Genomic DNA, 13,136 nt, shown 5'->3' with positions numbered 1-13,136 from the left:
CTGCCCACGTAAACTAAGGAGACAGCCATGAAACACGACCATTTTATTGTACAAAGCCCTGCGACACCTGCCCAACAGCTGCTGTTGCTGTTTCATGGCGTCGGCGATAACCCGGTTGCAATGGGGCAAATCGGCAGTCTGTTTGCGCCGCAGTTCCCGGATGCGCTGATCGTCAGCATCGGTGGCGCGGAACCTTGCGGTCCGCCGCCGGGCCGTCAGTGGTTTTCGGTTCAGGGGGTGACGGAGGAAAATCGCCAGTCGCGTATTGATGCCATTATGCCGACCTTTATTGAGACCGTTCGCTACTGGCAGAAACAGAGCGGCGTCGGTCCGCGGGCGACGGCGCTGATTGGTTTCTCGCAGGGGGCGATTATGTCTCTGGAGAGTATCAAAGCTGAGCCGGGGCTGGCATCGCGGGTGATCGCCTTTAACGGACGGTATGCGACGCTTCCGCAGTCGGCGACTACCGCGACAACCATCCATCTGATTCACGGCGGCGAGGATCGCGTTATCGACCTGGCGTGGGCGGTTTCGGCCCAGGAGGCGCTTCAGCAGGCGGGCGGCGACGTGACGCTGGATATTGTCGAGGATCTGGGGCACGCGATTGACGATCGCAGCATGCAGTTTGCCCTTGAGCGCCTGCGCTATACCGTGCCAAAGCACTATTTTGACGAAGCGTTGAGCGGCAGTACGCCGAAAGACGATGATATTATAGAACTACTCTGACAGTGCGCCCCGGTGCTGTCGTGGCATCGGGGCTCAGGCAGAGCCTTCCCTATTCCCCGGCGCTTCTTCTGCCATTGCGAAGACTTTTTGCCGAATACGAGACCAGCTTTTTAGCCATTATCAGAAGGCTCAGAAGAATCAGTATGCAGGCCAGAGGTCGGGTCAACAGCGGCGCAAGCGTACCTTCGCCCATCATCACGGTTTGCTGCATATACAGCTCAAGCTGTGGCCCCAGTACCAGGCCAATAATTAACGAAACGACAGAAAGGTTCAGTACCTGCATCCCGTAGCCAAGGAACATAAACAAAATGGCGATGACAATCGCGGTAAAACTGCTGTCCATGACGCAAATCCCGCTAAAGCACAGGAAAATGATCATCGGGAAGAGGAGTTTGCGCGGGGAAGAGAGCAGGCGAATAAAGAAAAATAATCCGATGTAACCCACAATCAAATTAAAGAGATTGCCTAGCATCATGGTGCTGTAAATGGCGTAAACGGTTTCAGTATGCTGTTCGAACATCAGCGGGCCGGGTGTGATGCCGTGCAGAATGAACGCACCAATCAACAGGGCTGAAATGAGGCTGCCGGGAATACCCAGGGTAAACAGCGGTATCAGGCTGGCGCAGATCACGGCGTTATTTGCGGCTTCCGGGGCTACCACGCCTTCGCTACGTCCTTTGCCAAAAGTATCCGGATCTTTGGCGCGTTTTTTTTCCACGCCGTAGCTTAGAAAGGCGGAAACGGTCCCTCCGATGCCCGGAACAATACCGACAATCACGCCAACCAGCGAACCGCGAATCAGCGCGGGCAATAAGCGGAAAAACTCAACGAATCCCAACCGATCTGCCTGCATATCGCCAGGCGGTAAATTGTGGGGCTGAACCTGCGCTTTATGCCGATCGTACTCCGCCATTTGTCGGGATATCTCCGTCAGCGCCAGAATCCCGATAACGGCAGGGGCCAGCGGTATTCCGTTTTCCAACGGGTAGTAACCGAACGTCAGGCGAGGAAGAGAAGAGACAGGATCCAGTCCGATGGTGCTAAGCAGCAGGCCGAAAGCTGTCGCCAGTATGCCTTTCCAGATATTGTCGGAATCAAGATCGGCTATCAGGATCAATGTGAAGATAATCAGTGCGCAGAGCTCCGCCGGCCCGAGTTGAATCGCCAGGCTGGCAAGGGGGAGCGCGATAAGAATAAGTATCAAGGTGGAAAAAAAATCGCCAAATGCCGAGGCAAATAAAGACAGCTTGAGCGCTTTTATTCCCTTGCCCTGACAATGCATGGGATAACCATCAAAGCAGGTAGCCGCCGCATCAGGCGAGCCGGGGACGTTTAAGATAATAGCGGAAACCGAGCCGCCAAAAGCCGCCCCTTTGTTGATACCAACAAGAAAACCCATTGCGCCCACCGCGGGCATATAGTAGGTCAGCGGTACGGCAATCGCGATAGCCATTACGGCATTCAGGCCTGGGATCGCACCAATGATATTTCCCAGCGCGACACCGGCGACAATATAAAGCAGATTATCGATAGATATACTGGTGAGGAGTGCGGAAACAACGAGTTCCATTTTTGATTTCCTGTGTTTTCCATGGACCACTATGGCAGCGCCATACCCAGCAGGCGCGTGCAGGCCAACCATAAAAGTGGCGGAGGTAACAGCGAAAGTAATAACAGAATGCTCCAGCGTCGTTGCCCCATTACCCATTGTAAAATAAACAATATTCCCATACCTGCGACGATAAAACCAAAGAAGTAGAGCGCCCATGCATAGAGGAGTATTGCGATCTGGATCGGTAATATATTTCGCCACGCGTGAGGGAACTGAAATATTTTGGTTTGCCGATGTCTGGCTTGAATAAATAACGCCAGCGAAGCGAACGCCATTACGCCGCTATAGATACAGGGGAGTCGCGAGGAGGGCATGCCATACGTGTTAGCGCCCGAATCCTCCTGGAAAATAAGCATTGACAGAATGAGCAGGGATACGACAAGGCACAGGAGATATGCAACAGTTTGAATGCGATCTTTCATGTTTTCCTCGCTCTCTGTTTATACGTATGGGAAATAATTTGTTATCCCGTCCCCCTTCTGTGCGCATAGGGTTTACTGCAATGTGTCGAATAAGGTCCGCATTTTAGATTGTTGCCCGACGATGAGGCTGGAGGCATCTTTCATCAGATGAACATCAATATTCATAAAAAGCTTATCTTCAATCAGAGATCGAATATGTTCGTCGCGCATGATGTCGGCAAATGCAGAGGAGAGACGTTCTGTAATAGCCTGCGGTACGCCAGCGGGAAGTACGACGATAAAAAAGGTATTAATGGCGATATCCCACCCTTGTTCTTTTAACGTCGGCACATCCGGGGCAATAGATTGACGTTGGTCGGTGAGCGAGGCCAGGACTTTCATTTTCCCTGAACTGACATATTGCGTATGCATTGTCGCGCTGTAAGCGAAATCAACGTGGCCGCCCAGCAGTTTTGGGATCATTTCCCCGCCGCCTCGGGTTGGCAGCGCGGCAATTTTGTTGCCAGTCTGACGGGCCAGCCAGTTAATAATGAGCTGATCTACCGGGCTTTGAGAGGCGAACAGTAGCGTTTTCTGTTCGTTACGAGCCGAGTCGAGCATCTGCGACAGCGAGTTCCATGGCGCATCGGCTCTGGCAATGAGCGCGTCCGGAGAGTGATAGAGTACGGCCAGGAGAGTAAAGTCTTCGGCCCGATAATGCGTGCTTATCAGCGGCTGATAACTTAGCGTCCAGGAAGGCACCAGGGCGAGGGTATACCCATCCGGCTGTGCATTTTTTAGCGCCATCATGGCTATAGCGCCTCCCGCGCCGGCGCGATTGCTGACCAACACGGGCTGGCCCAGAAGCGGGGAGAGCCGCTCGGCGAGGGCTCTGGCGACGATATCCATACCGCCACCCGCAGCGGCACCCACTTCAATTTTCACCGGTGCCGTGGGAAAGTGTTGGGCAGAGAGTATCCGCGGAGAAAAAACACACAGTCCGATAAGCAGCAGCAGGCATTTACTCATTTCCAGCCCCCTGTCCTGTAGTGATACGGAGACTGAAGTAGTCAAATGCCTCCAGCGCTGAGTTGGCATAGGTGAGTGAGAGTCCTCCGCTCATGCTGATACAAATACCGGCGACTTCGGCGATTTCTTGCCGGCTGGCGCCGCATTCTGCCAGCTTACGAGCGTGTCGAGCGATACAGGGATCGCAGTGGGTGGAAATGGCAATACCCAGCGCAATAAGCAGCCTGGATTGATGAGGAATCGCGCCTTCACCTTTGGCTGATTTCGCCATGTCCTGAAAAGGTTGCAGCACTGCAGGGAGCGCCTGTTCCAGCATCTCTGCACTATGCGCGACGCTGGCATCGAGTTGTTGATAATCCTTCATGATGTTTAAATATCCCGAGTATTTGCGGTATAGAATTGGGGCAAGAGATTGACGAAATATCCCGTGGGGACCTGGCTAATATGGCATTATTTTTTATTGGCCGATGCGGGTGAGATCATTGTTTTAATATTCCACGGCGAATGCGGTGTGCTGAGGGCGTTTATATATATGTCGTGTGAATATATTTATTCTTATTTATATTAAATTATGGTTTTCCATAGGTAATTTCAGCGGGTACGCAGGGGGAAATAAAATATTGCCTGATAACGAATGAGCGTCGCGGTTTTTTCATTGACGATGGGGTTGGGAATGATTCTGGCGTGCCGGGCAATCGTCGGGAATGAACGTTGCGCAAGACAGTCTAACGACGAAAGGTGAGATTTCTGAGCGCACCCTGCGGGTATATGATTTCGCGAAGTTGGTGACCCGACTAAGGCGTATCGCCGTAAGCTCGACAACTCCCCGGTAGCGTTGCGCTAACCGGGGAGCGGGAGCGAAATCTTACTTCTTCGGCTGGTCGTGCTTCGGCCAGTCGTCGTCATCGTCCCACTTATCGTTACAATCACGATGGGGCGGCAGTTCCGGCTTATTGGCGAGAAACTTTTTGTGGTCAACGCGATTAAGATCCTTAATGACGTTAATCATGACGCCCACCAAAAATACCAGCACCAGAATCCACCAGTGGTTGATTAGCCATTCCATGTGCGCTTCCTCTTTTCAGGTCGAGGTCGTCAGGCGACCAGTTGTTCCATGATGCGTTGATACATCCGCGCCAGCAGCTGCAGGTCGGCGGCGTTAACACATTCATTGATTTTGTGAATTGTCGCATTCACCGGTCCCAGCTCAACCACCTGCGCACCCATGCGAGCGATAAAGCGACCGTCAGAGGTGCCGCCGTTGGTTAGCAGCTGGGGTTTGATCTCATTATAGTGCTCAATGGCGTTCACCACCGCTTCGACCAGATTGCCACGGCTGGTGAGGAACGGTTGGCCAGACAGCCACCAGTCAAGGGTATAGCGCAGCTGATATTTATCCAGCAGCTCGACGACGCGGGCTTTAATCATTTCGTCGGTCAGTTCAGTGCTAAAACGGAAGTTGAACTGAACATACATGTCGCCGGGGATCACGTTATTGCTCCCGGTACCCGCCTGCACGTTGGCTATCTGCATGCTGGTGGGGGGGAAGAATTCATTACCTTTATCCCACTCGATTGCTACCAGCTCCGTCAGCATAGGGGCCGCGCGGTGTACCGGGTTATCGGCGAGATGCGGGTAAGCAACATGGCCCTGCACGCCGTGAATGGTCAGGTTGCAGGTGAGTGAGCCACGACGACCGTTTTTGACCACGTCACCGACGACTTCGGTGCTTGACGGTTCGCCGACCAGGCAGTAGTCCAGGCGCTCGTTGCGGGCCATTAGCGCTTCGACCACTTTCACCGTTCCGTTGTGCGCGCTGGCCTCTTCATCAGAGGTGATCAAAAAGGCCAGACGACCTTTATGATTCGGGTACTGGGCGACAAAGCGCTCGGCGGCAACCACCATCGCGGCCAGCGAGCCTTTCATATCTGCCGCGCCGCGGCCGAACAGCATGCCGTCGCGGATGGTGGGTTCGAAAGGCGGGTTAATCCAACGGTCAGCATCGCCGGCCGGAACAACGTCGGTATGGCCGGCAAAGGCCAGCGTTTCACCGCGCCCGCGCCAGGCCCAGAAATTTTGCGTATCGCCGAAATCCATCGGTTCCACGGTAAAGCCAATCGCACGCAGGCGTTCAATCATTAACGCCTGGCATCCCGCATCATCGGGGCTGAGGGAAGGGCGGCGAATAAGCTGCTGAGCCAGCTCAATGACCGGGCAAGACATAGACTATACCTCGTTAACAAGCTTCTTATAAGTGAGTTCACTGAAACCCAGCAGCATAGGCTGCCCGGGCGCGCAGAGCAATGGGCGTTTGATAATTGCCGGCATTTCCAGCATCAGCGCGGCGGCGGCATCGGCGTTATTGATACCGGCACGCACGGTTTCATCCAGTTTCCGCCAGGTTGTCCCGCGCGTGTTGAGCAGTGCTTCCCAGCCCAGCTCAGCGATAAAGGTGTTTAATAACTCGCGATCCAGGCCATCGGCACGATAATCATGGAACTGATAGGCAATGTGATTAGCTTCCAGCCAGCGGCGGGCCTTTTTAATGGTGTCGCAGTTTTTGATTCCGTACATAGTCAGCATAATGAAACCTTTTCTTTTACGTTGATTTGCGCGATTAACTCAGAAATATCCGAATACACAAGCCGGTATAAAATAATACGTGAACCGCGTGAATAAATATCCTTTTTTACCCTCTATGTATGCACTGGGCGAATATTAACCAGTCCGCTAACGATAACCTGGAAATCGTTCGCCGGCGGGGGATAAAAGAGCAGGATATCGGCAGGGGAAATTATCTGAAAACAGGCTTAATGTTGCGAAATGTTGCTATGCATCACATTAAATTTCCACTCCCAGGCTCATAGTACCAGTAAATCAGAGAGATGATGGCGTAGAAGGGGTTACCAGCAATCGCAGCGATAACCTTAGTGCACTTCCTTTCCCAAACCGATTTGCATAGAATCACCCATAATAATAAGAGAGGCTATTATGATTGAACATGAACTAGGGAACTGGAAAGATTTTATTGAAGGTATGCTTCGTAAATAAAATCCTCAATGTGAGCAGGGTAATCGTACGGCTAAAATAATAGCCCGGCGGCTGTAAGCAGATAAAAAAGGCGACTATAACAGTCGCCTTTTTGTTATTTCCCGGGTAAGAAACGGGACCCTCAGGATCCTGCCGGGTTATTGCGGGCGCTCTTTTTGCGGAAAGCGTCGACGTACCAGTACGAAGAATAGCGGAACGAAGAAGATAGCCAGGACGGTGGCGGAAATCATCCCGCCCATGACCCCGGTACCCACGGCATGCTGGCTACCGGAACCGGCGCCGGTGCTGGTCGCCATCGGCAGGACCCCAAAAATAAAGGCCAGCGAGGTCATCAGGATCGGCCGCAGACGCTGGCGACAGGCCGACAGCGTGGCGGCGAGTAAATCTTCCCCTTTCTCGTTTAGCTCATTAGCAAACTCGACGATCAGAATGGCGTTTTTCGCCGACAGGCCGATGACCGTCAGCAGGCCAACCTGGAAGTACACGTCGTTTTCAAGACCGCGCATCCAGGTGGCCAGCAGCGCCCCGATAACCCCCAGCGGCACCACCAGCATGACCGAGAAGGGGATAGACCAGCTCTCGTACAGCGCAGCCAGGCACAAGAACACGACCAGCAGCGAAATGGCGTACAGCGCCGGTGCCTGCGCGCCGGACAGCCGTTCCTGATAGGACATGGCCGTCCAGTCGAGCCCAAAGCCGTTTGGTAGCTGTCTGGTCAGATCTTCCATGATAGCCATCGCGGTACCGGTACTGATGCCCGGAGCCGCTTCGCCGATGATTTCCACCGCCGAGTAGCCGTTATAGCGCTCCAGGCGCGGGGAGCCGGTTTGCCAGCGCGAGGTAGCAAATGCCGAGAAGGGCACCATCGTGCCGCTGCTGTTGCGCACGTACCACAGATTAATATCGTCAGGCAGCATGCGGTAAGGGGCGGCGGACTGGACGTAGACTTTCTTCACGCGGCCACGATCCATAAAATCGTTCACGTAGCTTGAGCCCCAGGCGGTTTGCAACGTGTTGTTGATATCGTCAATAGCCACGCCCAGCGCCTGGGCTTTCCGCTGATCGATATCAATCTGCAGCTGTGGGCTATCGTCAAGGCCGTTATGGCGAACCCGGGTCAACCGCTCATCTTTCGCCGCCAGATCGAGCAGCGTATCGCGGGCTGCCATGAGCGCCGCGTGCCCGTTGCCGGCGTGGTCTTCAAGCTCCATATCAAAACCGGCGGAGCTGCCCAGTCCGCTGATTGCCGGCGGGTTAGTGGCGAACACCCGCGCCTCGTTAATGCTGTTAAAGGCTTTTGTCGCACGTTCAATGATCGCAAACGAGGTACCGGTTTTCGCATCGCGTTCATCCCAGTCCTTCAGGCGGATAAACATACGCGCGACGTTCTGACCGTTGCCTCCCGGGCCAGAGCCCACGGTAGCGAAAATCGAAGCAACGTTGGCCTGTTCATGATTAAAGAAATAGTCCTCAACTTTTTGCACGACTTTTAAGGTCTGCTGCTGCGTTGCGCCGCTCGGCAGCTGCACCGAGGTCAGGAACATGCCGCGGTCTTCCTGGGGCAGGAACGACGTCGGGAGGCGTAAGAACATAAAGACCATCCCCCCCAACAGCAGCGCGTAGATCGCGATCCAGCGCAGCGAGCGGTGAAGAATTTTGCCCACGGCGGTTTCGTAGCGGCTGGCGTTACGGTTGAACATACGGTTAAACCAGCCGAAGAAGCCTTTTTTACCGTGTTCTTCGCCTTTCTTCATGGGTTTCAGCAAGGTGGCGCACAGGGCCGGCGTGAGGATCATGGCCACGAGTACCGACAGCACCATCGCCGAGACGATGGTAATAGAAAACTGGCGGTAAATGGCGCCGGTTGTGCCGCCGAAGAAGGCCATCGGGATAAAGACCGCCGACAGTACCATCGCGATCCCGACCAGCGCCCCCTGAATCTGGCCCATGGATTTTCGCGTCGCTTCACGCGGCGAAAGGCCCTCTTCGCTCATGATGCGCTCAACGTTTTCGACGACCACGATAGCATCGTCCACCAGCAGACCTATCGCCAGCACCATCGCGAACATCGTCAGGGTGTTGATACTGTAGCCGCAGGCAAACAGGATGGCGAAAGTCCCCATCAGAACCACCGGTACGGCAATGGTTGGGATGAGCGTTGCGCGGATGTTTTGCAGGAACAGGTACATCACCAGGAACACCAGCACGATGGCTTCCAGCAACGTTTTCACCACGTCATGGATAGAGGCCTTCACGAAGGAGGTGGTTTCGTAGGCAATTTTATATTCAAGGCCGTGAGGGAAATACTGCGACAGCTCATCCAGACGATTGAGCACCAGCTCCGCGGTCTGCATTTCGTTTGCCCCGGAGGCCAGCTGCACGCCAAGGCCGGAGGCCGGGTTGCGGTTGTAGCGGCTGAGGTAATCGTAGCTTTCCGCGCCCAGTTCAACTTTCGCCACATCGCCGAGCGTCACCAGTGAGCCGTCCGGATTCACGCGCAGCGTAATATCGCGGAACTGCTGCGGCGTTTGCAGCAGCGACTGGGCGTTAATGGTGGCATTGAGCGACTGATTATCGACCGACGGTGTACCGCCAAGCTGGCCGACCGCGATCTGCGCATTCTGTGATTCGATGGCGTCGGTGACATCTTTCGCCGTCATCTGCACGCTGGTGAGTTTGGCCGGATCAAGCCAGATGCGCATTGAGTATTGCGAGCCGTAGGCCGTAATGTCGCCAACTCCGTTCACGCGGCTGAGCGGTTCCTGAATGTTACTGGCCACGTAGTCGGCAATATCCTGCTTATCCATACTGCCGTCAGTCGAGACGAACGCGATAGTCAGAATGTTGGTATCGCCGGTTTTACGTACCGTCACCCCCTGATTTTGCACATCCTGAGGCAGTTTTTTCATTGCCGATTGCAGCTGGTTTTGTACCTGCTGCATGGCTTCGTTGGGATTGGTTCCGGCGGTAAAGGTCAGCGTAATCGTCGCCTGACCCGAAGAGCTGCTCTGGGAAGACATATACATCAGGTTATCGAGGCCGGTCATATTCTGCTCGATAACCTGGGTGACGGTATTTTCCAGCGTTTGTGCGGAGGCACCTGGATAATTGGCGGTAATGCGCACGTTAGGCGGCGCAAGATCGGGATACTGCTCGACGGGAAGTGACAAGATTGCGAGCGTTCCGGTCAGGCATAGCAGGATCGCCAGAACCCACGCGAAAATGGGGCGATCGATAAAAAAATTCGCCATCAGAATTGAGACCTCATTGTGTACATTTTTGTTACCGCACAGTCCGTGACACTTTATAGGCAACTCCACGGGCAAACGTGGAGAAATTAAGGAGATAGTGTAATTTATCGTGTGGCTTTAGCGGACACCGTAAAGAACTCTCCGACTCTCTGCGCAAACCGCCGCTTACCCCGGCGTCCGTTTGTCATCGTTAAACTGCCTTCTGCTTGCTACGTTAAATAAAACGCAATTTCATTTAAGTCAAAGAATTTGATCCAAAACGGGTTATCTCCAGAAAAATACGCTTCCGGGCAAATGAACATTGTTCCTGCCCCGTTTTGTCGGGTAATAAATAGTCATGCGAATCGAGGGGTTATTTAGCGAAGACCGAAGGATACCATGAACCACTTTATTATCAGCGATAGTCGCAAATGCATCGGCTGCAAAGCCTGCGAAGTGGCCTGCGTGATGGCACACAACGACGAACAGCACGTCCTGACCCCGCAGCGCTTCTTACCGCGCATTACCGTGATGAAGCACGAGCAAAAACGTAACGCAATAACATGTCGGCATTGTGAAAGCGCCCCCTGTGCCCGCAGCTGCCCGAATGATGCCATTCGCCAGGTAAATGATAGCGTGCAGGTTGACGAGGAAAAGTGCATCGGCTGTAAATCCTGCATGGTGGCCTGTCCGTTTGGCGTCATGGAGATCGTGCTGTTACCGGCGGCGGCGGGGAAAGTGAAAGCCACCGCGCATAAATGCGATCTGTGCAGCGGCCGTGAAGGCGGGCCCTCCTGCGTGCAAAACTGCCCGGCGCAGGCGCTGCAGCTGGCGACGGAAGCGACCCTGTCCGCGATGGCCAGACAGCGACGCCTGCGTACGGCGCGGATGGATGCGCGGCCGTGGCATGCGCATCCCGGCGACATGGCATTACCGGCAGCTGACGCAAAAGCCCGCCAGATGGCGGCAACGCCGCCGCGCAGCGAGGCCGATAAACGGGCCGCGGCGATCCGCAAGAGGGATTTTGCCGAGATCGTTCTGCCCTTTAACGCCGGGCAGGCGCAGCAGGCCTCGGAGCGCTGCCTGCAGTGCGGCGAACACAGTATCTGTGAATGGACCTGCCCGCTGCATAACCATATTCCCCAGTGGATTGAGCGGGTACAAGCGGGGGATATCGACGCCGCCGTGGCGCTGTCCCATCAAACTAACTGCCTGCCGGAGATAACTGGCCGGGTTTGCCCGCAGGATCGCCTGTGTGAAGGGGCCTGTACGCTGCGCGATGAACAGGGCGCGGTGACGATTGGCAACATCGAGCGCTATATCTCCGACCAGGCGCTGGCACAGGGCTGGCGACCGGACCTCTCCCGGGTTATCGATAGCGGGAAAAAGGTGGCCATTATCGGTGCCGGGCCGGCGGGACTGGCCTGCGCTGACCTGCTGATCCGAAACGGCGTGCAGCCGGTGGTCTTTGACCGTCATCCGGAAATCGGCGGTTTGCTGACTTTTGGCATTCCGGCCTTCAAGCTGGAAAAGTCACTGCTGGCCCGGCGACGGGAGATTTTTACTGAGATGGGTATCCGCTTTGAACTGGAGTGTGAAGTGGGCAAGGACGTGGCGTTAACCACCTTGCTGGCAGAATACGATGCGGTATTTATTGGCGCCGGAACCTACCGTTCCATGAAAGCGGGACTGCCAAACGAAGAGGCCCCGGGGGTCTATGATGCGCTGCCGTTCCTGATTGCCAATACGAAACAAGTCATGGGGCTGAGCGAGAAACCCGAAGAGCCTTACGTCAATACCCGCGGGCTGAATGTCGTGGTGCTGGGGGGCGGCGACACGGCGATGGACTGCGTGCGCACCGCGCTGCGTCACGGGGCGAAAAAGGTCACCTGCGCCTATCGTCGCGATGAGGCCAATATGCCGGGGTCGAAAAAAGAGGTGAAACACGCGCGTGAAGAAGGGGCGGAGTTCGAATTCAACGTTCAGCCGGTGACGCTGGAGCTGGATAGCGACGGTCGGGTTAACGGCGTACGTTTTCTGCGCACACAGCTGGGTGAACCGGATGAGCAGGGGCGCCGCAGCCCGTCGCCGCTGCCGGGCAGCGAGTTCGTGATGCCGGCCGATGCGGTGATTATGGCCTTTGGTTTCCATCCCCACGGGATGCCGTGGCTGGAGTCCGTCGGCGTAGAGCTTGATAACCGGGGGCGGATTAAGGCCAGTGTCGAGAGCCGCTACCGCTATCAGACCACGCACGACAAAATTTTTGCCGGCGGAGATGCCGTCCGCGGCGCCGATCTGGTGGTGACGGCGATGGCCGAAGGTCGCCATGCGGCGCAGGGGATCATGGATTATCTCGGCGTAAAATCGGCCCTGCTTCACTAACGACAAACCCGGCCTCGCAGCGTAGTATGACAGCGTCATTCCACGCTGCGGGGCCGTATGTCACTCAACATCAACGTTATCAAAGATAAACTCCTCTCTGAAAACTACTTTATTTTGCGCAATATGACCTACGAGCTGACGCGTAGCGACGGCAGCGTGGTCCGTCATAAGCGCGAGGTTTACGATCGCGGCAACGGCGCCACGGTGCTGTTGTATAACCGCCGTAAGCAAACCGTCGTATTGGTCCGCCAGTTTCGTGTTGCCACCTGGGTTAACGGTAACGAGGACGGGATGCTGATCGAAACCTGCGCCGGGCTGTTGGATAACGACGAGCCTGAAGCCTGCATCCGCAAAGAGGCCATCGAAGAGACCGGGTACGAAGTGGGCGATGCGCATAAGCTGTTCGAGCTGTATATGTCTCCCGGCGGGGTGACCGAAATTGTCCACTTCTTTATCGCCGAGTACAGCGACGCGCAGCGCAAAACGCGCGGCGGCGGCGTTGAAGATGAAGATATCGATGTGCTGGAGCTGCCTTTCAGCCAGGCATTGCAGATGGTTGCCAGCGGCGAGATACGCGATGGGAAGGCGGTGATCCTGCTGCAATATTTGCAAACATCGGGACTGATGGCGGGGTTATCTGATAAATCTGATTGAGTAACATGTCGCCGCTGGTGAAGATGGCTGCTGTTTTGAGCGTTCTTCTCT

General features: G+C 55.1%; 12 protein-coding genes. 4 read left to right on the top strand and 8 right to left on the bottom strand.

Going from position 1 to position 13,136, the window contains the following annotated elements:
• Positions 1–27 precede the first annotated feature (27 nt).
• The gene (gene ypfH / locus ROR01S_RS03480; RefSeq protein ID WP_004866158.1) at positions 28–726 is read left to right on the top strand and encodes an esterase; all 699 of its coding nucleotides are present in this window, start codon (positions 28–30) and stop codon (positions 724–726) included.
• Between the two features lie 49 nt (positions 727–775).
• On the opposite strand, the gene ROR01S_RS03475 is transcribed toward ypfH, so the two are convergent.
• The 7 genes from ROR01S_RS03475 to ROR01S_RS03445 all read right to left on the bottom strand — a co-directional run bounded on the left by ROR01S_RS03475 (position 776) and on the right by ROR01S_RS03445 (position 6,351).
• On the bottom strand, positions 776–2,296 hold the full coding sequence (locus ROR01S_RS03475) for a tripartite tricarboxylate transporter permease (protein WP_004866155.1): 1,521 nt from the start codon (positions 2,294–2,296) through the stop codon (positions 776–778).
• A 29-nt stretch (positions 2,297–2,325) separates the two neighbouring features.
• Positions 2,326–2,760: a tripartite tricarboxylate transporter TctB family protein gene (locus tag ROR01S_RS03470; protein WP_048024157.1), complete on the bottom strand. Its 435-nt coding sequence runs from the start codon at positions 2,758–2,760 to the stop codon at positions 2,326–2,328.
• 72 nt (positions 2,761–2,832) lie between these two features.
• On the bottom strand, positions 2,833–3,768 hold the full coding sequence (locus ROR01S_RS03465) for a tripartite tricarboxylate transporter substrate binding protein (protein ID WP_064359108.1): 936 nt from the start codon (positions 3,766–3,768) through the stop codon (positions 2,833–2,835).
• On the bottom strand, positions 3,761–4,132 hold the full coding sequence (locus ROR01S_RS03460; protein WP_004866148.1) for a carboxymuconolactone decarboxylase family protein: 372 nt from the start codon (positions 4,130–4,132) through the stop codon (positions 3,761–3,763). Before ROR01S_RS03460 ends, ROR01S_RS03465 begins: the two co-directional genes overlap by 8 nt.
• A 501-nt stretch (positions 4,133–4,633) precedes the next feature.
• Positions 4,634–4,834 (bottom strand): YpfN family protein, encoded by a 201-nt coding sequence (locus ROR01S_RS03455; RefSeq protein ID WP_004866145.1) that lies wholly within the window; start codon positions 4,832–4,834, stop codon positions 4,634–4,636.
• A gap of 29 nt (positions 4,835–4,863) precedes the next feature.
• Complete coding sequence (gene dapE / locus ROR01S_RS03450) at positions 4,864–5,991, bottom strand: succinyl-diaminopimelate desuccinylase (protein ID WP_064359107.1); 1,128 nt, start codon at positions 5,989–5,991, stop codon at positions 4,864–4,866.
• Between the two features lie 3 nt (positions 5,992–5,994).
• Entirely contained in the window at positions 5,995–6,351 is a 357-nt protein-coding gene (locus ROR01S_RS03445; protein ID WP_015583730.1) for an ArsC family reductase, read from the bottom strand.
• Positions 6,352–6,759: 408 nt separating this feature from the next.
• On the opposite strand from ROR01S_RS03445, the gene ypfM reads away from it, so the two are divergent.
• Entirely contained in the window at positions 6,760–6,819 is a 60-nt protein-coding gene (gene ypfM, locus ROR01S_RS26950; RefSeq protein ID WP_100181659.1) for a protein YpfM, read from the top strand.
• 137 nt (positions 6,820–6,956) lie between these two features.
• Here the strand turns inward: ypfM and acrD are convergent, their stop codons facing one another.
• Complete coding sequence (gene acrD, locus ROR01S_RS03440) at positions 6,957–10,070, bottom strand: multidrug efflux RND transporter permease AcrD (protein WP_004866137.1); 3,114 nt, start codon at positions 10,068–10,070, stop codon at positions 6,957–6,959.
• A 378-nt stretch (positions 10,071–10,448) separates the two neighbouring features.
• Here acrD and aegA point away from each other — a divergent pair, with 378 nt between their 5' ends.
• Both aegA and nudK read left to right on the top strand, forming a co-directional pair.
• Complete coding sequence (gene aegA / locus ROR01S_RS03435) at positions 10,449–12,431, top strand: formate-dependent uric acid utilization protein AegA (protein WP_015583731.1); 1,983 nt, start codon at positions 10,449–10,451, stop codon at positions 12,429–12,431.
• 57 nt (positions 12,432–12,488) lie between these two features.
• Positions 12,489–13,085, top strand: coding sequence for a GDP-mannose pyrophosphatase NudK (gene nudK / locus ROR01S_RS03430; RefSeq protein WP_004866133.1), 597 nt, complete (start codon positions 12,489–12,491; stop codon positions 13,083–13,085).
• Positions 13,086–13,136 lie beyond the last annotated feature (51 nt).

The sequence above is a fragment of the Klebsiella ornithinolytica NBRC 105727 = ATCC 31898 genome, from assembly GCF_001598295.1.
Classification (GTDB): domain Bacteria; phylum Pseudomonadota; class Gammaproteobacteria; order Enterobacterales; family Enterobacteriaceae; genus Klebsiella; species Klebsiella ornithinolytica.
This window is presented reverse-complemented; position numbering and strand designations above follow the sequence as displayed.

Coding starts and splice junctions, on each gene's coding strand:
- ypfH (WP_004866158.1), top strand. CDS start 28: ATGAAACACGACCATTTTATTGTACAAAGCCCTGCGACACCTGCCCAA.
- ROR01S_RS03475 (WP_004866155.1), bottom strand. CDS start 2,296: ATGGAACTCGTTGTTTCCGCACTCCTCACCAGTATATCTATCGATAAT.
- ROR01S_RS03470 (WP_048024157.1), bottom strand. CDS start 2,760: ATGAAAGATCGCATTCAAACTGTTGCATATCTCCTGTGCCTTGTCGTA.
- ROR01S_RS03465 (WP_064359108.1), bottom strand. CDS start 3,768: ATGAGTAAATGCCTGCTGCTGCTTATCGGACTGTGTGTTTTTTCTCCG.
- ROR01S_RS03460 (WP_004866148.1), bottom strand. CDS start 4,132: ATGAAGGATTATCAACAACTCGATGCCAGCGTCGCGCATAGTGCAGAG.
- ROR01S_RS03455 (WP_004866145.1), bottom strand. CDS start 4,834: ATGGAATGGCTAATCAACCACTGGTGGATTCTGGTGCTGGTATTTTTG.
- dapE (WP_064359107.1), bottom strand. CDS start 5,991: ATGTCTTGCCCGGTCATTGAGCTGGCTCAGCAGCTTATTCGCCGCCCT.
- ROR01S_RS03445 (WP_015583730.1), bottom strand. CDS start 6,351: ATGCTGACTATGTACGGAATCAAAAACTGCGACACCATTAAAAAGGCC.
- acrD (WP_004866137.1), bottom strand. CDS start 10,070: ATGGCGAATTTTTTTATCGATCGCCCCATTTTCGCGTGGGTTCTGGCG.
- aegA (WP_015583731.1), top strand. CDS start 10,449: ATGAACCACTTTATTATCAGCGATAGTCGCAAATGCATCGGCTGCAAA.
- nudK (WP_004866133.1), top strand. CDS start 12,489: ATGTCACTCAACATCAACGTTATCAAAGATAAACTCCTCTCTGAAAAC.